Here is a 20,312-nt window from a genome sequence, read left to right on the forward strand (position 1 = left end):
GCGGCGGAGCCGCTCCGAGCCAGTCGTCAGGACGTCGTCTAGTGGTCACGCGCCCGGTTCGAGCGCGCGTCTGAGAAACCCGCCGGCGCCGGCCATGGCGGCACGCGCCTCCTCGACATTCTGGCCGGTGAGGATAGTCAGGATCGCCAGCTTCACGTCATTGCCGGTGCGCTCCAGCGCATCTTCGGCGACCTGCTCGGGGCAGTCGGTCGCCTGCATGACGATGCGCACCGCCCGCGCCAGCAGCTTCTCGTTGCTGGTGCGCACGTCGACCATCAGGTTCTGGTAAGTCTTGCCGATGCGGATCATGCTCGCAGTGGAGAGCATGTTGAGCACCAGCTTCTGCGCCGTGCCCGATTTCAACCGCGTCGAGCCGGTGACCACTTCGGGACCGACCAGCGGCGCAATCGAGATATCGGCGAGGCCGGCAATGGCGGAGTCCGGGTTGCAGGTGAGGCTCACCGTCACCACGCCGAGCGACTTGGCGTAGTTCAGCGCGCCGATGACGTACGGCGTGCGGCCGCTCACCGCGATCCCCACCACGACGTCGCGATTGGTGAGGTCGATGGCACGGAGGTCGGCGGCGCCACCCTCGGCGCTGTCCTCGGCGCCCTCTACAGCGCTGACCAGCGCTCCGAGGCCACCCGCGATCACGCCCACCACCATCGTCGGTGGCACGCCGAAGGTCGGTGGGCATTCCGACGCGTCGAGCACACCCAGCCGTCCGCTGGTGCCGGCGCCGATGTAGACGAGCCGCCCGCCCTTGCCGAACGCCTCGACGATCCGGTCGACCGCCTGCGCCACCTGCGGCAGGGTCTTGCCCACCGCCTCGGGCACCAGCCGGTCCTCGCCATTGATGGTCGCGACGATCTCGGGCGTCGACATCAGATCGATGCCCATGGTGCGCGGGTTGCGCTCCTCGGAAACGAGCCGATCGAGCTCGCTCAGCAGCACCCTACGGTCCCTGACAACGGCGGTCATCGACGGGTGTCCCAAGGGGATTCGGTGCGCGGCATCTGGGCTCCTGAGCGTCGCTGGAAGGTAGGAACTCCGCGCTTTCGCTGTCAATGGTTTTCAGTGTGGCCGAAGGCGTTGCACTTTTGTTTCGCGTGGGTATGAATGTCCGGATGGGGATTCAGTCGAACATCGAGGCGTCCGCCGCGACCTTCACGCCGACGATGCGGCGGGTCGCCAAGGCCATTCGCGACAACCCCGCGATCGTGCTCGAAAAGACCATCTCGCAGATCGCTGAAGCCTGCGGCACCTCGGTGGCCTCGGTGGTGCGCTTCTGCCGCGCCGTTGGGGTCAGCGGCTATGCCGAGCTTCGCATGTCGCTCGCCACCGAGCTCGGCAAGGAGGCGGCGCAGTTCGGCTCCGGCCTGACGCTCGGCGCCGAGATCGCCCGCACCGACACGCTCGAGGAGATGGCCGCCAAGGTCGCCTCGCTCGAAATGCTGGCCATCGAGGAGACGGTGTCGAGCCTCGATTTCAAGACACTGGAGCGGGTGGTCATGGCGCTCGACCAGGCCGAACGCATCCTGCTTTTCGGCATCGGCGCCAGCCACTTCGTCGCGCAGGACCTGCACCACAAGCTGTTCCGCGTCGGCCGCAACGTCTTCCTCATGGCCGACGCGCACGAGGCGTGGACCGCGGCGCTGATGTCGCCGGCCCACACCGTCGCCATCGGCTTCTCGCACTCCGGCACCACCGCCGACACCGTGCAGTTCCTCAAGCTCGCCAAGGACAACGGCGCACTGACTGTCGCCATCACCGGCTCGCGCGAATCGCCGCTGGCGCGGGCCGCCGAGGAACGCCTCGTCACCCATGCCCGCGAAAGCACGCTGCGCGCCGGCGCCATGGTCAGCCGCATCGCCCAGCTCGCACTCGTCGACTGCCTGTTCATGGGTGTTGCCCGGCTGCGCTACGAGCAGACCATCGATGCGCTGAAGCGCACCCGCGACGTCACCCATCCCGAGCAGGCCGTATGACCTCCACACCCCTCGCCCTGTTCGTCGGCGTTGCCGGCTACGAACTCGCTGCCGACGAGGTCGCCTTCCTCCGCGACGCGAACCCCTATGGGCTGTTCCTGTTCCGCCGCAACCTCGACAACAGCGACCAGACCCGCCGGCTCTGCGCCCATTTCCGTGACGTCGTCGGCCGCCCCGATGCGCCGATCTTCATCGACCAGGAAGGCGGCCGCGTTCAGCGCCTCGATAACGGCCACTGGCCGAGCTTCCGCAGCCTCGGCGCGTTCGGCGCGCTGGCCAAGAAGGACCTCGCGCTGGCGAAGCGCGCCCTGCGCCTCTCGACCCAGGCGATGGGCGCCATCATGACCGATCTCACCATCGACAGCGGCACCACGCCGGTGGTCGATCTCGCCCGCAAGGGCACGCATGACGTGATCGGCCAGCGTGCCTTCGGCGATGATCCTGAGCTGGTGGTGACTCTCGCCCGCGAGGTCATCGACGGCATGCTCGAGGTCGGCGCGCTGCCGATCATGAAGCACATCCCGGGCTATGGCCGGGTGACGGTCGACCCGCATTTCGATTGCCCGGTCATCGACGCCACGCTCGACGACCTGCGCGCCACCGACTTCCAGCCCTTCATCGCGCTGAAGGACACCCCGTGGGCCATGGTCGCCCACCTGATCTTCACCCGAATCGACGCGGAGCGCGCGGCCTCGGTTTCGCCCGACGTCTACGCTCTGATCCGCAACGACATCGGCTATGACGGCGTGCTGATCACCGATTGCCTCAGCATGGAAGCGCTGAAGGGCACCCCGGCCCAGCGCGTCGCCGCCGCCCTCGACGCCGGTTGCGACATCGCGCTGCTCACCCAGGGTGGCCTCGAGGCCAGCATTTCGGCAGCCAGCGGCGCGCGCCCGCTAACTGGGCAAACGATCGAACGAATCACTCGCGCGACGCGCAAACGCGGTAACCTTCGCGTGGATGCCACTGCGCTCCATGCTGAAGTCGAAGGGATTTTTCGGGAGAACGGCCTCGCCTGAGGCGGCGCCGACAAAGAGGAGACTGGAAGTGTTAAAGAGCAAGCTGATTGCGGCCACCGCCCTGGCGCTGGCTTTGACGGCGCCGGCAAGCGCCCAGACGGTGCTGACCATCAGCTCCGAGCAGACCACGACCTACGTGCGCAACTTCAACCCGTTCAACCAGACGTCGGCGCGCGCCACCACCAAGGATTTCATCTACGAGCCGCTGGCGATCTTCAACCGCCTCGCGGGCGCCAAGTGGGAGTACCGCCTGGCCGAGAGCTTCGAGCTGGCCGACGACCTCAAGTCGATCACCTTCGTGCTGCGCGACGGGCTGAAGTGGTCCGACGGCCAGCCGCTCACCGCCAACGACGTGGTGTTCACCTACGACTACCTGAAGAAGTTCCCGGCGCTCGATTTCAACTCGGTCTCCAAGCTGATGGAGTCGGTGGAAAAGGTCGACGAGCGCACCGTGCGCTTCAACCTGCTCCAGCCCAATTCGCTGGTCGCCACCACCATCGTCGCCATGCCGATCGTGCCAGAGCACATTTGGAAGGATGTCGCCGATCCGGCGACCTTCGCCAACGAGAACCCGGTCGGCTCCGGTCCGATGACCGAGATCAGCCGCTTCACCCCGCAGGTCTACGAGCAGTGCCGCAATCCCAACTACTGGGATGCCGCGAGCCTGCACGTCGATTGCATCCGCATGCCGCAGCTCGCCGACAACCCGCAGGTGCTGGCGGCGCTGGTGGACGGCACGCTCGACTGGGCAACCAGCTTCGTGCCCGACATCGACAACACCTTCGTCGCCAAGGACCCGGTGAACAACCACTACTGGTTCCTGCCCTCGAGCCTCGTGGCCTTCACGCTGAACCTCGAAACGCCTGACGCCAACAACAAGAAGGCGTTCACCGACGTCAACTTCCGCCGCGCCGTTTCCATGCTGATCGACCGCCAGTCGATCATCGACATCGCCGGCTACGGCTATCCTGTGATCAACGAAGACCCGGCGATGCTGGGCTCGTTCTACAAGGCCTTCGGCAACCCCGAGGTGGTCACCCAGTTCGGCCAGTACGGCAAGTTCGACCTCGAGGCGGGCAAGGCGCTGCTCGACAAGTCGGGCTATGTCGACAAGGACGGCGACGGCTTCCGTGACAACGCCGACGGCACCCCGATCGCCATCGACATCGAGATTCCCAACGGCTGGACCGACTGGATCGACGCCGTGCAGATCGCCCTCGAGTCGCTGAAGGCGGCCGGCCTCAACGTGAAGATGTCGACCCCCGAGGAATCGGTCTGGGCCTCCGACCTGATCGACGCCAAATACTCGATGTCGCTCAACGCCATCGCCTCGGCAGCCAACCCCTACTTCCCCTACATCCGCTCGTTCAACCCGGCCGATTTCGGCAAGAGCCGCACCTCGGCGCAGCGCTGGACCGACCCGACTGTCGTCGAGATGCTGAACAAGTACACCCAGGTGAAGGACCCGGCCGAGCAAAAGTCGATCATGGACGCCATCCAGCTCAAGGTGGCCGAGGCCATGCCGGTGATCCCGGTCTACAACAGCCCGTCGTTCTACCAGTACAGCACCAAGCGCTTCAGCGGCTGGGCCAACGCGGAAAACCCGATCACCTCGCCGGTGGTCTCCAACGCCAACCCGGGCCGCTTGCTCCAGCTCCTGGCGCTGCGTCCGGTCGCGCAGTAACCCCTGACCAGCGAGGGCGCGCCMGCCGCGCCCTCGCTCCCGCCACCGATAAGCACGAGAACCAATGGCCTTCCTGCTCCGCCGAGTGGTGTTCTATCTGGCGGCCTTCATCGCTGCGGCAACCATCAACTTCTTCCTGCCGCGCCTGATGCCGGGCGACCCGATCCAGAAGATGTTCGCCGGCGCCGGCTCCGACCTGTCGCTCGAGAACCTCAACGCGCTGAAGCTCACCTTCGGCTTCATCGACGCGCCGATCGGCGAGCAGTATCTCGCGTACTTGAAGAGCGTCTTCACCGGCGACCTCGGCCGCTCGATCCGCTTCTACCCGCTACCGGTCACTGACCTGCTCGGTCGCGCCCTGATCTGGACCGTCGGCCTCGTCGGCACTGCCACCATCATCAGCTTCACCATCGGCACGCTGCTCGGCGTCATGGCCGCCTGGCGCCGCGGCACCCGCTTCGACACCATCATCTCGCTGACCGCGATCTTTTCGAGCTCGGTGCCGGCCGTGGTGGTCTCGCTGATCACCCTCTTCGCCTTCGGATACACGCTCGGCTGGTTCCCCAACGGCTATGCCGCCGACCCGATGCTCGATCCGTCCTGGGGCTGGGACTACATCCTCAGCGTCCTCTACCACGGCACCCTGCCGATGCTGACCATGGTCATCGTACTCACCGGCGGCTTCGCCGTCACCATGCGCAACAACATGATCAACCTGCTGGGCGAGGACTACATCGTCATGGGTCGCGCCAAGGGGCTTTCCGACCAGGGCGTCATGCTCTGGTACGCCGCCCGCAACGCCCTGCTCCCCACCGTCTCCGCCCTCGCCATTTCACTGGGCGCCGTACTCGGCGGCTCGCTGGTGACCGAGGTGGTGTTCAACTACCCCGGCATGGGCAACACGCTCTACCAGGCCATCCTCGCGCGCGACTATCCGGTGATCCAGGGCGCGCTGCTGATCATGACGGCCGCCATGCTGGTCGCCAATTTCGTCGTCGATTTGAGCTACGTGCTGCTCGACCCACGCCTGAAGCGGGCCTGACCGATGAGCGTCCTCACCCAGCTGCTGCGCAACCGCAAAGCCCTCGTCGGCGTGACCATCCTCGCGATCGTCATCCTCGTCGCCATCTTCGCCCCGCTGCTCACCGAGTATAGCCCGACCCAGCGCGTCGGCCGGCCGCACCAGCCGCCGTCCGCCGACCACCTGCTCGGCACCACCCGCCTCGGCTACGACGTCTTCACCCGGCTGCTCCACGGCGCCCGCATCTCGCTCGCTGTCGGCTTCGGCGCCGGGCTGCTGATCACCATCATCGGCACCGTCCTCGGCATCATCGCCGGCTACAAGGGTGGCGTGGTCGACGAGGTCATCACCTTCCTGACCAACATGGTGCTGGTCATCCCCAACCTGCCGCTGCTGCTGGTGCTGGCGGCGTTCATCGGCCAGGCGAGCCCGCTGGTGATCGCCATTATCCTCGGCTTCACCTCATGGGCCTGGGGCGTCCGCGTCACCCGCTCGGAGACGCTGTCGATCCGCCAGCGCGACTTCGTCAAATCCGCCGAGATGCTGGGTGAACCCGGCTGGCGCATCATGGCGTTCGAGATCTTCCCCAACCTGATCTCGATCGTCGGCATCAACTTCATCGGCAGCGTGCTGTTCGCCGTCATCACCGAAGCGACGCTCGAGTTCCTCGGGCTGGGGGATCCCAACACCGTCTCCTGGGGCATCATGCTCTACAACGCCCAGAACGCCTCGGCCCTCTCGGTCGGCGCCTGGTGGGACATTCTCACCCCCTGCGTCGCGCTCGCCGTGCTCGGCCTCGGCCTCGCGCTGATCAACTTCGCCATCGACGAAATCGCCAACCCGCGGCTCAGGACCGGCGGCATGCTGGCCCGCTGGACCGGCCTGATCCGCCGCGGGGAGGGCAAGCTGTGAGCGATCCCGTCCTCTCGATCCGCAACCTCACCATCGACTACATCGGCGCGACCACCGATTTCCACGCGGTCAAGAACGTCAGCTTCGACATCGCCAAGGGCGAGTTCTTCGGCCTCGCCGGCGAGTCCGGCTGCGGCAAGAGCACTATCGCCTTCGCCATCAGCCGGCTGCACCGCCCGCCGGCGCTGATCCGCTCCGGCAGCCAGATCCTCCTCAACGGGCGCGATGTCCTCGCCCTCGACGATGCGGCGCTCAAGGAGATGCGCTGGCGCGAGGTGGCGATGGTGTTCCAGAGTGCCATGAACTCGCTGAACCCGGTGCTATCAATCGAGCACCAGTTCTACGACGTGCTGAAGACCCATACCGGCATGTCGCGCCCCGCTGCCCGCGCCCGCGCCGCCGAGCTGCTGGCGCTGGTCGATATCCCGGCCGACCGGCTTTCCGCCTATCCCCACCAGCTCTCAGGCGGCATGCGCCAGCGCGTCGTCATCGCCATCTGCCTCGCGCTCAACCCCAAGCTCTTGATCATGGATGAGCCGACCACGGCGCTCGACGTGGTGGTGCAGCGCGAAATCCTCGAGCGCATCCACAAGCTGCGCCAGGAGCTCGGCTTCTCGGTGCTGTTCATCACCCACGACCTCGCCCTGATGGTGCAGGTTTCCGACCGCATTGGCATCATGCTCGAAGGCGAACTGGTCGAGGTCAACGACGCGCAGGCGATCTATCGGTCGCCACAGCACGACTATACGCGAAAACTCTGGGCTTCGATCCCGCGCCTCACTGGTGCCCGCATCGCCGAGGCCACCACGCCATGACCGACAGCGCCCCCATTCTCGCTCTCGACAATGTGTCGAAGGTCTTCCACCGCGGCGGCAGCACCGTCCACGCCGCGCGCGCCGTGTCGTTCGCGCTGCATCCGGGCCGCACCCTCGCGCTTGTCGGCGAATCCGGCTCCGGCAAGACCACCGCCGCCCGTCTGATCATGCGCGAGTACCGGCCCGACGACGGGCGCCTGCTGTTCCGGGGCGAGCCCATCGAGGGCAGCGCCGTCCGTGACATGAAGGCCTATCGCAGCGCCGTGCAGATGGTGTTCCAGGACCCGTTCTCGTCACTGAACCCGGTGCACACCATCCGCTATCACCTCGAGCGGCCGATGCGCCTGCACCAGCCCAACCTCAAGGGCGCCGCCCGCGATGCCGCTGTCGCCGAGGTTCTCACCCGGGTAAAACTCGACCCGGCGCTGATCCTGCCGAAATACCCGCATGAGCTGTCCGGGGGCCAGCGCCAGCGCATCAGTATCGCCCGCGCCCTCGCCGTGAACCCCGAGGTGATCATCGCCGACGAGCCCACTTCGATGCTCGACGTCTCGGTGCGGCTGGGCATCCTGAACCTGCTCAACGACATGAAGCGTCAGCTCGGTCTCGCGGTGCTCTACATCACCCACGACATCGCCACCGCCCGCTACGTCGCCGAGGACATCATGGTCATGTACGCCGGCCAGATCGTCGAGTGGGGCGATACCGAGAGCGTACTCGGCAACCCACAGCACCCCTATACCCGGCTGTTGCTGTCGGCCGTTCCGGACCCCGACCGCCGCTTCGGCGACACCCGCTTCGGCGACGAACTCGGCCGCATCGACGTGATCCGCCGCCAGTCGGCCATCGCCCAGCCCGAAGTGCGCGAGATCGCGGCCAACCACTTCATCCGCCCGATGCCGGCGTGAGCCGCGATCAGATCCGCCGATAACCCGTCGGCTCGCCGCCACCGCGGCTGCTGATCCGCGCCACCGCCTCGGCCAGCGGTTCGATCACCACCGCCATGTGGAAGGCATTGGCATGGATGATGTCGGTTGCGCTGGTCATCATGGCCACGTGGCCGCGCCAGAATACCAGGTCGCCGCGCTGCAGCGCCTCGACCGGCTCGCCCATTGCCGCCTGCTGGTCGCTGTCGCGCGGGCAGATCCGACCGCCGGCGTAGAGCGACTGTTGCACCAGCCCGGAGCAGTCGAGCCCCAGGCTCTCTCGCCCACCCCACTGGTAGGGCGCGCCCACGAACCGCTCGGCCACCGCTACGTAGTCAGGCGCATCCTGGCCGACCGGAACAAGATGTTCCTCGACAAACCAGCCGCCCGCCGTTTTCACGAACCGTCCCTCACGATGCTCGGCCGTCAGCAGCGCGTTCATCGAATAGAGCCCGACCGGCGCCGCCTTGATGCTGGGGGCACTGAAACCGTATGTCCTCAGCGCCCGCACCGTATGCGTCGGCGCCGCAGCCGGCGCGCCGAGGGCGGCAGCTGCGACATAGCCGACGTAGCCATCTCGCTTCGCCTGCCCGAACGCCCATCCATCCGCCTCGTCCAGCACCTCGAACGGCTCGCCGAACAGCAACTGGTCGAGCTGCTCGGCGCCGGGTGAGGGCGCGCGGCGCAAGGCGGCCGAGGGGACGACTGCCTGGCGCACTGTCGTATCGATGTAGCGCTCGGCCGGAACGATACCCTCCAGTGACCGGGCGGCGGTGCCGTCACGAGCGAGGGTCAGGCGGTGATCAAGCAAAGCGGTGCCTTCGGCATCGCACAGGTGGCGCAGGCACCTGGCGTTGCCAAACCCTGCCTGATGTCATCCCCGAACCGCTGACCATTTGCGAAGGCTAGCTCGACGACTGCGTCCTGTCACCACTTGGCGTATGAACTAAAATAATCCCTCGCTGTCAGCTGGTTACCGTCATTCATGCTAGCATGTTAGAATGATTTTCCGCGTCGATCCACAGATGCGGCTTGCCGCAACCATCTTAGATGATAACGTTTCAACTTACTTGATACGGAGGAACGGCCCGAACGGCCGGCGATCAAGGAGGAGGAGACCAATGACCATGAGTGCACTCACGCCCGGATTCCGCCGGCGCGCCGTCCTGGCTGGCGTCGGCATCGTCGCGCTGCTCGCAGCCGCGCCCGCCCTCGCTCAGGATTTGAGCGGCGAGCTCGCCATCTTGCAGTGGCAGGGCGGCACAGACGCCGAGATGTGGAAGAAGCTCGAGGACGCCTTCGTTGCCAAGAACCCCGGCGTCACCATCCGCGAGCTCAGCATCACCGCGCAGGGGGACGCCCGCGGCGGCATCCGCACCGCTTTGCTCGGCGGGGAAGTGGTGGACGTGATCATCAACACCTGGCCCGCCTTCCGTAAGGAACTGGCCGACGCCGGCATCCTGCGCCCCATCGACGAGCAGTGGGGCAAATATGACTGGGACAGCAAGCTCAACCAGTCCTGGAAGGACCTCGGTTCGATCGACGGCGTCCCCTACGCCGTCACGTACACCTACGGCGATCGCTCAGGCATCTGGTACGCTGCCGACGCGCTGAAGAAGGCCGGCATCGAACCGCCCAAGACCTGGGACGAGTTCACCGCCAGCTTCGACAAGCTGAAGGCTGCCGGTTTCGCCACGCCGATCGCCGTCGGTGCCAAGTATTGGGCACATGCTGAGTGGTTCGAGACGCTGCTGCTCCGCACGGCCGGCGTCGAAACCGCTGCCAAGCTCGCCAAGCACGAGATCCCCTGGACCGATCCGGCGGTAAAGGGCGCGCTCAAGAAGTATGCCGAACTGCTGGCTGCCGGTTGCTGCGGCGATCCGGCGACGATGCTCGCCAACGAGTGGGATGCCGCTTCGGACTCTGTCTTCAAGGCCAAGACCTCGGCCTACACGATGATCGGCATGTGGAACAACGCACGTGCCAAGAACGACTACGCGCTTGAGGAAGGCGTCGACTACGGCCTGTTCCAGTTCCCGTCCCTCGGCGCTGGGCATGACGACACCTCGAGCGTCGACACCAAGGAATTGAATGTCACCGCCAACGGCACTAACCCCGCCGCGGCCGATGCGTTCATGGACTACATCGTCAGTGCCGACGCCGCCAAGATCCTCGCCGACTACGGCTATGCCTCGCCCTCCACCGCCGCCGACACCTCGTTGCTCGGCCCGGTCCAGAAGACGGCGACGGCGGCAGTCGCGGCATCCAAGGTGCAGTTCGTCCTCGGCGATCTGCTGCCGGGCGATCTGGTCGACGAATATCGCGTACAGCTGCAGAAGTTCCTGCAGGATCCGTCTGACGCCAATATCGACGCGGTCACCGCGGCGATCGAAGCCAAGGCGGCGGAATCCTACTGATGCAGCAGACCGTCGCCGATAGCGCCTCGGGCGCAACGGCCACGCAGGTCTCCTCCCCGGCGAGTGGTGAGCGGCGCAAGCTGCTTGCCACCCGCGGGTGGCGGATCGGCGACTGGCCAGCAGCCTGGCTGTTGATCGCTCCCGTGATCGTGCTGTTCGGTATCGCGGTCATCTTCCCGCTGTTCGAAACGATCCGGCTGAGCTTCTTCGACATCAAGGGGCTCGGCAAACCCAAATACGTCGCCGTGGGCAACTATGTGAAGCTGTTTGCCGATCCGGCCTTCCGCAACACGCTTTCGACGACGCTTATCTTCACGCTCGCGACCACCGCTGTTTCGGTATCGATGGGCTGGCTTCTGGCCATGCTGTGCTCCTTCGCGCCGCGCCAGACGCTGCCTTTCCGGGTCATGATCTTTGCCGCCTTCGGCATTTCCGAAGCTGTCGCCGGCTATATGTGGATCGGCATCTTTCGTCCCGATGCAGGCGGGCTACTCAACACCGTCATCGGCCTCTTCTCGCCCGGCTTCTCCCATCCGTGGCTGGGCGATCCCAACACGGCGCTCTGGTCGCTGATCGTCGCCGCCTCGTGGGGCGGGGTAGGGCTGCCGCTCATGCTCTGCTTCGCCTCGGTGCAGGCGATCCCGCGTACTGTGCTCGAAGCCGCCTATCTCGATGGTGCGACACCCGGCCAGATCATGCGCTCGATCATGATGCCGCTTTCGCTGCCCGGCGTGCGGGTCGCGATCTTCATCAACCTGCTCGGAGCGCTGCGTGCCTTCGACATCATCTACATCATCACCGGCGGCGGACCGGTGCGCGCTACCGAGACGGTTGGATACTTCATGTACCGGGAGTCGATGACCCAGTTCAAACTGGGCTACGGCGCCGCCGCGACCGTGGTGTTGCTCGTCGCGGTGCTCATCATCTCGATCCCTGCCATCGTCCAACGTACGGCTGGTGCAAGATGATCGGCCGCGTTCCCCAATGGACAGTCTGGGTCGTCGGCGTCATCGCCTGTATCTGGGTGATCCCCATCATCGGCATCGTCGTTACCTCCATTCGCCCGCCCAGCGAGGTGGCGCTCGGATGGTGGCGGCTGGACCAGTTGAGCTTCACGCTCGACGCCTGGTTCAAGGTCTGGGACGAGTATCCGCTCGCCAAGGCCTTCTGGACCACGATGCAGCTCGCCGCCATTGCCACCGTGGCAACGATGCTGCTGACTCCAGCCGCCGCCTACGCCTTCCACTTCCTGAAGTTCCCGTTCCGGCGGCTGTTGCTGATCGTCATCATCAACGCGTTCGTCCTGCCCCAGCAGGTGGTGATCATCCCGCTGTTCCAGCTGTGGCGGGAACTGGGGCTGATCGACAACATCGCCTCGGTGCTCATCCCCTATGTCGGCTTGAGCTTTGCGTGGTCGATCTTCCTCGTGAAGAACTTCCTCGAAGATTTCCCGCGAGAACTGGTCGAGGCGGCCAAGATCGACGGCTGCGGCCCGATCCAGATCTTCTGGCACATCGTGCTGCCCAATTCGCTGTCGTCGGTCTTCGCGGTCGGCATCCTGCAGTTCCTCTGGACCTGGAACGCGCTGCTGCTGCCGATGCTCTACCTCAGGACCAACATTCCGCTGCCGGTGATGCTGACCCGCGTTTCCGGCACCTATGAAGTCAACTGGGACCTGCGCTCGGTGGCAGCTATCGTCACCACCATCGTTCCGCTGATCGTCTTCCTCATCTTCCAACGCCAATTCGCCGCCGGGGCCGAAACCCGGTCCGGCGCCAAGGAATAGTCATGCCCTCGACCAACAAGCCGCTCCGCTATCGCCAGATTCATCTCGATTTCCACACTTCGGAGCACATTCCGGGCGTTGGGTCGGCGTTCGATCCCGATGACTTCGTTGCCACGCTCAAGGCCGCGCACGTCAACTCGATCACCATCTTCGCCAAGTGCCACCACGGCTGGTCGTACTATCCCACCAAGGTCGGCGCCCCGCATCCCAACCTAGCGCGGCCGGACCTGATGGGCGACATGGTCACTGCACTGACCGCCGCCGACATCGAGTGCCCCATCTACATTTCGGTGCAGTGGGATGAACGCAACGCTCGCATCCACCCCGAATGGCGGGTGCGCAGCGCCACCGAGAACCGCTTCGATCCCGACCAACTGACCGCCGGCTGGCACACGCTCTGCCTCAACCACAAGGCGTATCGGGACGAACTGCTCGAGCACGCCCGCGAGGTCGCCCGCAACTACGAGACGCAGGGCATCTTCTTCGACATCATCCTGACGCCGGATTGCGTCTGCGCCGAGTGCCTTGCCACGATGGCCGAGCGCGGGCTCGACCCGACCAACCCGGCCGATCGCTTAGAGAACGACGAATGGGTGAACGAGCGCTTCCGGGCTGAAACCAGCGCCGCGCTTCGCGCCGAATTTCCTGGGCTGCGCATCTTCTATAACTGCGGCCACATCCATAAGCAGGGCCCGAAGCGCTTCTCGACCTATAGCCATCTCGAGCTCGAAAGCCTGCCCACCGGCGGCTGGGGCTACGACCACTTTCCCTCGAGCGCCCGCTATGCCGCGACGCTGGGGCTCGATTTCGTCGCCCAAACCGGCAAGTTCCACACCAGCTGGGGCGAATTTGGTGGCTTCAAGCATTCAGATGCGCTGGAGTTCGAAGCCGCCCAGATGGTGGCGCTCGGCGCCAAGTGCCTCGTCGGCGACCAGTTGCACCCGGATGGTTCGATCAATCCCGACACGTACGCCTCCATCGCCCCGGCCTATGCCCGTATCGAAAGGCTTGAGCCTTACCTTGAAGGCGCGCGCCAGGTGTCGGATGTCGCCATCCTCACGTCCGAGTATTTTCACCCCGGCGGCGCTCGCAACAGTTCGGCCGACGACGGTGCGGCCCAGATGCTGCAGGAGCTGAAGCTCCCCTTTGACGTGATCGATCCATCGACCCCGTTCGAGAACTACCGGCTGCTCATCCTGCCCGACGACATCCCGGTCGACTCCGCTCTGGCGGCCCAGCTCAACGCCTACACGGCAAAGGGCGGCAAGCTGGTGCTGAGCGGCAAGTCCGGTGTCAACGCCGATGGCCGGTTCGCCATCGATGCCGGCATTCGCAGTTCGGGTCCGGTCGCGTTCCACCCATCCTACCTGCGCGCCGGCCCTTCGCTCGACGCCGGTCTCACCCAAACGCCCTTCGTCATGTACGGCGTCGCCGAGACGATCGTCCCCGAGGGAGCCGAGGTACTGGCCGAGATCGGGCCCTCGTACTTCAACCGTAGCTACAAGCATTTCAGCTCACACCAGCACGCGCCGGACGATCCGGCCGCCGCGTCGCTCGGCGCTGCCGTCACCATCAAGGGCGGCATCGGCTACATCGCGTATCCGATCTTTTCGATGTACCACGCCATGGGCCAGCCACTTTACAAGTACCTGGTCCGCGGGCTGATCGACCGCCTGCTTCCGAGCCGCGCCATCGTCACGGATCTGCCGTCTTCCGCCCGCGCCACGCTCACCCAGCAACCCGAACAGAACAGGCACATTCTGCACCTGCTGTACGGCGCGCCGCAGATCCGCGGCAAGGGCGTGCCCAACAACGAAGGCGGGGTGCGCCTGATGGAAATGATCGAGGATATCCCGACACTTGGCCCCGTTACCGCCTCCGTGCGCTTGCCGCGCACGCCGACGCGCGTCTATGACGCTCTGACGGGGGAAGATGTGCCGTTCTCCAACGGCGGCGATCGGGTGGAGGTGCGGCTCCCGAGCCTTCGAATCCACTCCGCGCTGGTCTTCGAGGGAACGGTTTGAGCGACAGCGACGATACCGAGAGCGGCAAGAGGCGGCAGGCGACCATCGTAGAGGTTGCCGACCGCGCCGGCGTCGCCATCGGCACCGTCTCGCGCTACCTCAACGGCCATCCGGTGCGCCGCGGCAACCGCGACCAGATCGAGCAGGCAATCGGCGAGCTAGGCTATCGCCGCAACGCCATAGCCGCGGCCATGAAGGCCGACCTCACCAACACGGTCGGCTTCATGGTTCCCTCGCTCAGCGAGTTCCATTCCGCGGTGCTCGAGCATCTAAGCCGCGCCATGCGCAAGTCGGGTCGCGCGCTCCTGACATATTGCCATGATGCCAACCCGACCTCGGTCGCCGATGCGCTCGATTTCTTCGTCACCCACCGCGTTGATTGCCTGGTGATGGATGGCCGCAACGATGTCGATGACCTGATCCGCGACCTCGTCAACAGCGGCACGCCGGTGATCTTTTACGACAATGGCTGGCAGGGCCTGCCGGTCGACCGGGTGCTGGTCGAGAATCGCGCCGCGAGCTTTCGTGCGGTCACCCAACTGCTGGATATCGGCCATACCCGCATCGCCGTCCTCACCGGCAACATTCAGGACTGGACGGGTCGCGAGCGCTTCGAGGGCTATCGGCAGGCCATGCTGAGCCGCGGGCTCGAAATCAATCCCGACTACGTGCTCGATACGCACTGGAACGAGGCCGAAGCCTACTCGGGCATGCTGCGCCTGCTGTCGCTCGCCGAGCCCCCGACCGCCCTTTACTGCTCCAACTACAACATGGGCGTCGGTGCACTGCGCATGTTGCGCGAGCACGGGCTGAAAGTGCCCGACGACATCTCGCTCGTCAGCTTTGACGACGTGCCGCTGTTCCAACTGCACGAGACGGGGATTACGGCTGTCGCCCAGCCCGTGGCCAAGATCGCCGAGACCATCACCTCCATCATGGCCTCCCGGCTCTCCGAACGCGGGGTCAACCACGAGCCACACACAATCACGCTCAACTGCGACATCATCCTGCGCGGCTCGACCCGTCGGCTGCTCGCCCCCGGGGCTCTTGGCTCGCGCTGAGCTCAATTCCAACCACTTTATCCAGGACTTTTCATGCCCCGCTACTGCCTCGATCTCGATTCCCCCGCCGCCGGGTTCATCGACAGTTTCCTCATCGGCAACGGCTGGCTTGGCACCACCGTGCGCGGCGGCGTCGGCACGGAGCGGTTCGATCTCAACCTTGATACCGTCTGGTCCGGCGGTCCGCTGCAGCCGGAGGAAGGGGAGGGGCCTGCCCACCTCATCCCGAAGCTGCGCGAGGCGATCCGCGGTCGCGACTACCTTAGGGCCGACGAGCTCGGCCGGGCGCTGCAGGGCCAAAGCTGGACCCAGTCCTACCAGCCGCTCGGCGCCATCGAGCTCACCTATGGCGACGATGTGCTCGTCGCCGACTACGCTCGTCGCCTGGATGTCTCGGAGGCCGTAGCGAGTTCGAGCTACAGCGGTGCCGCCGGCAGCGCCAGCGTCGAGAGCTTCGTCTCCCATCCCGACGGCGTTCTGGTTGCTATTGCCGCCGGGCAGGGCGTCCATCCGCTTGAGCGGGCCCGGATTGCGTTCCACTCCCCGCACCCCGATACCCAAATCTTCCTCTCCGAAGAGCACGGCACAATCTGGCTCGTCGCCACCGCTCGCGTGCCGGTGCACGTCCTGCCCAACTACACGTCGGGCGACGACCCCGTGCGCTACGACACCGCCGCTCCCGCGGAAGACAACACCGTTGCCGCCGGTATGGGCTATGCGGTTGTCGCCGCGCTGCATCGGGACAGCGCCACCGGCAGCCTGCGCCTCATCGCCTCGGCCGCCTCCGGCTACCGCGGTCATGACCAGCGCCCGAGCGCCGATTTCGCCGCTCTCGTGCTGGAGGCGCGCGGCCGTGTCGCTGCCGCCCTCGAGAAGAGCACCGAAGCGCTACGGCAGCGCCACCGCGGCGACTACAAGAGCTTCTTCGACCGCGTCGATCTCGACCTGAGCGCCTCGGGCCCCGCAGCGGAACGAGCCGAACTGCTGTTTCATTTTGGCCGCTACCTGATGATCTCAAGCTCGCGCCAAGGCACCGAGGCAACGAACCTGCAGGGCATCTGGAACGTCGATGTCCGCCCGGCCTGGAGCTCCAACTACACCATCAACATCAACACGCAGATGAACTACTGGCCGGCGGAGGCCACCGGCCTCGCAGACCTCCACGAGCCGATGTTCGAGCTCACCCGCGAGATCGCCGAGGCTGGCGCCGTGACCGCGCGCCGCTACTACGGAGCCTCCGGCGCCACCGCCCATCACAATACCGACCTCTGGCGCTTCACCGCTCCGGTGCCCGGCATCCCGCAATGGTCGAACTGGCCCGCCGGCCTCTACTGGATGGCCGCCCATCTCCAGCACCATCTCGACCACGGCAGCGCCAGCCCCAAATTCTCCGGCGAAACGGCGCTCCCAGTGTTCCGTACCGCCACCGAGTTTGCGCTCGATATGCTTGTTGAGGAGGGCACCGGCGCTCTCGCTGCCAGTCCCTCGACCTCGCCCGAGCACAGTTTCGTCGTTTCCGACACCGAGGTCGCCATCACCCAAGGTACGGCGATGGACCAGGAGCTGATCCGCGAGACCCTCGAGAGCTTTGTCGCTCTCGCTGATCCCGCCGATCCACTTGCCACTCGTGCCCGCGAAGCGCTGGCCCGCCTCCGCTTCCCCATCATCGGCGCCAACGGCAACCTGCTCGAGTGGGACGACGACAAGACCCCAGCGGAGCTGGGGCACCGCCATCTCTCGCACCTCTACGGTCTCTACCCCGGCATCCGCATCACTGAGGCCGGGACGCCTGAGGCCTTCGAGGCCGTCCGCCGCGCGCTCTATCTCCGCCTCGATAACGGTACTGGATACACCGGCTGGAGCCAGGCCTGGGTACTCTGCCTCGCCGCGCGGTTGCGTGACCGACAGTTGGCTGAGCGCTCTATCGGCGGGCTGCTCGACCACCTGACTTCGCGCGCGCTGCTCGTCCTTCATCCGCACAGCGGCTGGCCGGAAGGCAACGTGTTCCAGATCGACGGCAATTTCGGAGCCGTCGCCGGCCTCACCGAGCTCGTCGTCCAGAGCCATGAGGGCGCCATCAGCCTGCTGAAGACGCTTCCACCGAGCTGGTCCAGCGGCACGATCTCCAATATCCGCTGCCGCGGCGGCCACCAGGCGAGCGTCTCCTGGCACAATGGCGTCCTCGTATCGGCAACCATTCTGGCTGGACGCGACGGCAAGCTTGTTGTCGAACTGCCGGAGCAGGCGGTCACGGTGACTGGACCGGCGGGGGCCGTTGCGACTCGACTCGCTGGCAGTGGCGCATCCGGTCGCCACCGTGTCGAATGGGATGTGACTCGGGGGTCGTCCTACAGGATCACGCCCTGAGGCCCCGGCAAGCTTCTTCGGCGATGAGAGCGAGGCCGGTTAGCCGCTTTCGCCCTGTCGGATCGAAAGTGGGGCCAGCTTTCGCGTGGGGCCGTCCTGATACTGGTCGCCGTGCGCGGGGATGCGTGCGAGCAACGCCCGCGCGAGGTCCTCGCCGACCTCGTGCAGCGATGTGGTGAAACAGGTCAGCGACGGGGTAAGGAAGCGTACCGTTGGCTCATCGCGGAACCCGATGATAGCGAGGTCGCGGCCCGGCACCTTTCCAAGCTCCGCGAGGCGGCGATAGATGCCGATGGCCACCGTCTCGAAAATCAACAGGATGGCCGTTGGCGGGTTCGGCAACGCCGCCAGTTCGTCCACCAGCCCATATCCGACGGCTTCGTTGCGCCCTCGCGCGAACACCAGCGCGGGATCGAACGGAATGCTATTGCGCTCCAGGGCACTCCTGTAGGCGGCCTCGAAAAGCGGCCCGAAGTTTATGTTGTCGGAGGGCAGTGTGACGGCGATACGTCGATGCCCCGCTGCCGCCAGCCGGTCTATCGCCGCGTTCGCGACGCCCTCGAAATCGAGGTCGATCCACGGATAGTCCTTGCCCGAGCTGCTACGCCCGAGCGTGGCGAACGGCAGCCCGGCAGATTCCAGCAGCTCGATACGTGGATCAACGCGCTGCGTCGCGGCGAGGATCATGCCGTCGAAGACGCCTCTCGAGACGTAACGCTGGAGATAGGTAACCGCGTCCACACTGGTGGGGCGCGGAAGAACGAGCAGATCCAGATTGTGCTCGGCGAACACCGCCTGGACGCCATCGAAAACGCCCATGAAGAAGTACTCGCTACTGGCAGCGGTCTCGCGATCGAGATCCATCATGAACCCGATCGAGCGAGTGGTTCCTAGTGCGAGTGTTCGAGCGGCCTGATTGGGTGCGTAGCCGAGGCGCTTTGCAGTAGTCAGCACGAGCTCGCGCGTCGCTGGACTGACGTCGGGACGGTCGTTGAGAGCACGTGACACCGTGCCGGTAGAAATGCCCAGCTCTTTGGCTAGTCGTGCGATTCCGCGCATCAGTACCTCGCTCAAATCAGCGCCTATTGACATGTAGCTGAGCGAAATAATAGCGTCGTAAGCGCTTACGGACAAATCGTAAGCGCTTACGATAACCCGATAAGCGCTTGCGGTAGAAAAAGTCGGCTGAGGGGGAATCGTGCACCGGGCAGTTGTTGCTGGTTGCGGAGCTATGGCTCGCGGCTGGATCAAGGCGATCGCAGAGACGCCGGCCCTCCGGGATCGCATCACTATTGTCGGGCTCAACGACATCAACCCCGACGCGGCCCGGCGTCTTGCACTAGAGTTCGGGCTCAGCAAGGCTGCGGTTGAATCCGACCTGGAAGCTTTGCTCAGGGGCACAAAGCCAGATCTGGTCTTCGACGTGGTCATCCCCGGCGCGCGACACGACGTGGTCGCCACGGCACTCAACCACGGCTGCCATGTGCTGTCCGAAAAGCCGATGGCGACGAGCCTTGCCGACGCGCGCGACCTCGTTGCCCTTGCGGCCAAAGCCGGCAGGACACATGCCGTCGTCCAGAACCGCCGCTACATTGCCGGCGTTCGGCGCATCCGCCGGTTGATCGACAGCGGCGAGCTTGGCGATCTGACGGCACTGCATGCCGATTTCTTCATCGGCGCACATTTCGGCGGCTTTCGCGACGCCATGCAGAACGTGCTGCTGCTCGACATGGCGATCCATACGTTCGACGCCGCCAGGTTCATGTCCGGCAAGGACGCAAAGGCCGTCTACTGCCACGAAACCAACCCCGGCGGCTCCTGGTACGCGCACGGCGCGGCCGCCAACGCCATCTTCGAACTCGAGGGTGACACGACTTTCACCTACCGCGGCTCCTGGGCCGCCGAGGGGGCGAACACCAGTTGGGAGAGCCAGTGGCGGATCATCGGCTCGCGCGGAACCATCATCTGGGATGGGCTCGACAACTTTGAAGCCCATGTCGTGGCGGGTGAGGAGGGGTTCCACCGGCCTCTGGTGAAACTCGACGTGCCGGAGCCCGCCGATGATGGCCAGACCCGCGGCCACGCCAGCGTCATCGCCGACTTTCTGCGGGCCGTCGAGGCCGGGACGCCGCCTGAAACCATCGGCAGCGACAACATCAACAGCCTCGCCATGGTGTTCGCCGCCATCGAGAGCGCCAAGACGCGCCAGCGCGTCGCCATTGCAGCCTGAGGATACTGAATTGACCGACCCCGCAAAGGCCATCCGCATCGGCACCATGATCTCCGCTTCGG

17 protein-coding genes are annotated in these 20,312 nt (G+C 65.5%); 14 read left to right on the plus strand and 3 right to left on the minus strand.

The window, feature by feature from the left end; translation table 11 throughout:
• Positions 1-45: 45 nt before the first annotated feature.
• Positions 46-981, minus strand: coding sequence for an N-acetylmuramic acid 6-phosphate etherase (murQ, locus tag AC1DV8_RS21675; RefSeq protein WP_477158878.1), 936 nt, complete (start codon positions 979-981; stop codon positions 46-48).
• A 146-nt stretch (positions 982-1,127) separates the two neighbouring features.
• Here murQ and AC1DV8_RS21680 point away from each other — a divergent pair, with 146 nt between their 5' ends.
• The 7 genes from AC1DV8_RS21680 to AC1DV8_RS21710 all read left to right on the plus strand — a co-directional run bounded on the left by AC1DV8_RS21680 (position 1,128) and on the right by AC1DV8_RS21710 (position 8,347).
• Complete coding sequence (locus tag AC1DV8_RS21680) at positions 1,128-1,988, plus strand: MurR/RpiR family transcriptional regulator (RefSeq protein ID WP_477158879.1); 861 nt, start codon at positions 1,128-1,130, stop codon at positions 1,986-1,988.
• On the plus strand, positions 1,985-3,007 hold the full coding sequence (gene nagZ, locus AC1DV8_RS21685) for a beta-N-acetylhexosaminidase (RefSeq protein WP_477158880.1): 1,023 nt from the start codon (positions 1,985-1,987) through the stop codon (positions 3,005-3,007). Before AC1DV8_RS21680 ends, nagZ begins: the two co-directional genes overlap by 4 nt.
• A 28-nt stretch (positions 3,008-3,035) precedes the next feature.
• Entirely contained in the window at positions 3,036-4,691 is a 1,656-nt protein-coding gene (locus tag AC1DV8_RS21690; RefSeq protein WP_477158881.1) for an ABC transporter substrate-binding protein, read from the plus strand.
• Positions 4,692-4,755: 64 nt separating this feature from the next.
• A complete protein-coding gene (locus AC1DV8_RS21695) occupies positions 4,756-5,733 on the plus strand; it encodes an ABC transporter permease (protein WP_477158882.1) in 978 nt (325 codons plus the stop codon).
• A 3-nt stretch (positions 5,734-5,736) separates the two neighbouring features.
• The gene (locus AC1DV8_RS21700; protein WP_477152137.1) at positions 5,737-6,624 is read left to right on the plus strand and encodes an ABC transporter permease; all 888 of its coding nucleotides are present in this window, start codon (positions 5,737-5,739) and stop codon (positions 6,622-6,624) included.
• A complete protein-coding gene (locus tag AC1DV8_RS21705; RefSeq protein ID WP_477152138.1) occupies positions 6,621-7,439 on the plus strand; it encodes an ABC transporter ATP-binding protein in 819 nt (272 codons plus the stop codon). Before AC1DV8_RS21700 ends, AC1DV8_RS21705 begins: the two co-directional genes overlap by 4 nt.
• Positions 7,436-8,347 carry an ABC transporter ATP-binding protein gene (locus AC1DV8_RS21710; RefSeq protein ID WP_477158883.1) on the plus strand — a complete coding sequence of 304 codons (912 nt, stop codon included), beginning with the start codon at positions 7,436-7,438 and terminating at the stop codon, positions 8,345-8,347. The genes AC1DV8_RS21705 and AC1DV8_RS21710 overlap by 4 nt, the downstream gene beginning before the upstream one ends.
• A 7-nt stretch (positions 8,348-8,354) precedes the next feature.
• On the opposite strand, the gene AC1DV8_RS21715 is transcribed toward AC1DV8_RS21710, so the two are convergent.
• Positions 8,355-9,176, minus strand: a complete 822-nt coding sequence (locus AC1DV8_RS21715) for a C40 family peptidase (protein ID WP_477158884.1) — start codon at positions 9,174-9,176, stop codon at positions 8,355-8,357.
• A gap of 310 nt (positions 9,177-9,486) precedes the next feature.
• Here AC1DV8_RS21715 and AC1DV8_RS21720 point away from each other — a divergent pair, with 310 nt between their 5' ends.
• From AC1DV8_RS21720 to AC1DV8_RS21745, 6 genes are read left to right on the plus strand one after another with little or no spacing between them, the layout of a single operon-like run.
• Positions 9,487-10,782, plus strand: a complete 1,296-nt coding sequence (locus AC1DV8_RS21720; protein ID WP_477158885.1) for an ABC transporter substrate-binding protein — start codon at positions 9,487-9,489, stop codon at positions 10,780-10,782.
• Positions 10,782-11,750, plus strand: coding sequence for a carbohydrate ABC transporter permease (locus AC1DV8_RS21725; RefSeq protein ID WP_477152142.1), 969 nt, complete (start codon positions 10,782-10,784; stop codon positions 11,748-11,750). The genes AC1DV8_RS21720 and AC1DV8_RS21725 overlap by 1 nt, the downstream gene beginning before the upstream one ends.
• Positions 11,747-12,568: a carbohydrate ABC transporter permease gene (locus AC1DV8_RS21730; protein ID WP_477158886.1), complete on the plus strand. Its 822-nt coding sequence runs from the start codon at positions 11,747-11,749 to the stop codon at positions 12,566-12,568. Before AC1DV8_RS21725 ends, AC1DV8_RS21730 begins: the two co-directional genes overlap by 4 nt.
• 2 nt (positions 12,569-12,570) lie before the next feature.
• On the plus strand, positions 12,571-14,592 hold the full coding sequence (locus AC1DV8_RS21735; RefSeq protein ID WP_477158887.1) for a beta-galactosidase trimerization domain-containing protein: 2,022 nt from the start codon (positions 12,571-12,573) through the stop codon (positions 14,590-14,592).
• Positions 14,589-15,653 (plus strand): LacI family DNA-binding transcriptional regulator, encoded by a 1,065-nt coding sequence (locus AC1DV8_RS21740; RefSeq protein WP_477152145.1) that lies wholly within the window; start codon positions 14,589-14,591, stop codon positions 15,651-15,653. The genes AC1DV8_RS21735 and AC1DV8_RS21740 overlap by 4 nt, the downstream gene beginning before the upstream one ends.
• A gap of 33 nt (positions 15,654-15,686) precedes the next feature.
• On the plus strand, positions 15,687-18,020 hold the full coding sequence (locus tag AC1DV8_RS21745) for a glycosyl hydrolase family 95 catalytic domain-containing protein (protein WP_477158888.1): 2,334 nt from the start codon (positions 15,687-15,689) through the stop codon (positions 18,018-18,020).
• A 39-nt stretch (positions 18,021-18,059) separates the two neighbouring features.
• Here AC1DV8_RS21745 and AC1DV8_RS21750 read toward each other — a convergent pair whose 3' ends face one another.
• Positions 18,060-19,079: a substrate-binding domain-containing protein gene (locus AC1DV8_RS21750; protein ID WP_477158889.1), complete on the minus strand. Its 1,020-nt coding sequence runs from the start codon at positions 19,077-19,079 to the stop codon at positions 18,060-18,062.
• 136 nt (positions 19,080-19,215) lie between these two features.
• Here AC1DV8_RS21750 and AC1DV8_RS21755 point away from each other — a divergent pair, with 136 nt between their 5' ends.
• Positions 19,216-20,250, plus strand: a complete 1,035-nt coding sequence (locus AC1DV8_RS21755; protein ID WP_477158891.1) for a Gfo/Idh/MocA family protein — start codon at positions 19,216-19,218, stop codon at positions 20,248-20,250.
• Positions 20,251-20,312 lie beyond the last annotated feature (62 nt).

The sequence above is a fragment of the Devosia sp. P3_B2 genome, assembly GCF_056402875.1.

Excerpts from the sequence above, each read along its gene's own strand:
- AC1DV8_RS21750 (WP_477158889.1), bottom strand. The coding sequence starts at position 19,079 with ATGCGCGGAATCGCACGACTAGCCAAAGAGCTGGGCATTTCTACCGGC.
- AC1DV8_RS21725 (WP_477152142.1), top strand. The coding sequence starts at position 10,782 with ATGCAGCAGACCGTCGCCGATAGCGCCTCGGGCGCAACGGCCACGCAG.
- AC1DV8_RS21745 (WP_477158888.1), top strand. The coding sequence starts at position 15,687 with ATGCCCCGCTACTGCCTCGATCTCGATTCCCCCGCCGCCGGGTTCATC.
- murQ (WP_477158878.1), bottom strand. The coding sequence starts at position 981 with ATGACCGCCGTTGTCAGGGACCGTAGGGTGCTGCTGAGCGAGCTCGAT.
- AC1DV8_RS21695 (WP_477158882.1), top strand. The coding sequence starts at position 4,756 with ATGGCCTTCCTGCTCCGCCGAGTGGTGTTCTATCTGGCGGCCTTCATC.
- AC1DV8_RS21700 (WP_477152137.1), top strand. The coding sequence starts at position 5,737 with ATGAGCGTCCTCACCCAGCTGCTGCGCAACCGCAAAGCCCTCGTCGGC.
- AC1DV8_RS21710 (WP_477158883.1), top strand. The coding sequence starts at position 7,436 with ATGACCGACAGCGCCCCCATTCTCGCTCTCGACAATGTGTCGAAGGTC.
- AC1DV8_RS21680 (WP_477158879.1), top strand. The coding sequence starts at position 1,128 with ATGGGGATTCAGTCGAACATCGAGGCGTCCGCCGCGACCTTCACGCCG.
- AC1DV8_RS21720 (WP_477158885.1), top strand. The coding sequence starts at position 9,487 with ATGACCATGAGTGCACTCACGCCCGGATTCCGCCGGCGCGCCGTCCTG.
- nagZ (WP_477158880.1), top strand. The coding sequence starts at position 1,985 with ATGACCTCCACACCCCTCGCCCTGTTCGTCGGCGTTGCCGGCTACGAA.
- AC1DV8_RS21735 (WP_477158887.1), top strand. The coding sequence starts at position 12,571 with ATGCCCTCGACCAACAAGCCGCTCCGCTATCGCCAGATTCATCTCGAT.
- AC1DV8_RS21730 (WP_477158886.1), top strand. The coding sequence starts at position 11,747 with ATGATCGGCCGCGTTCCCCAATGGACAGTCTGGGTCGTCGGCGTCATC.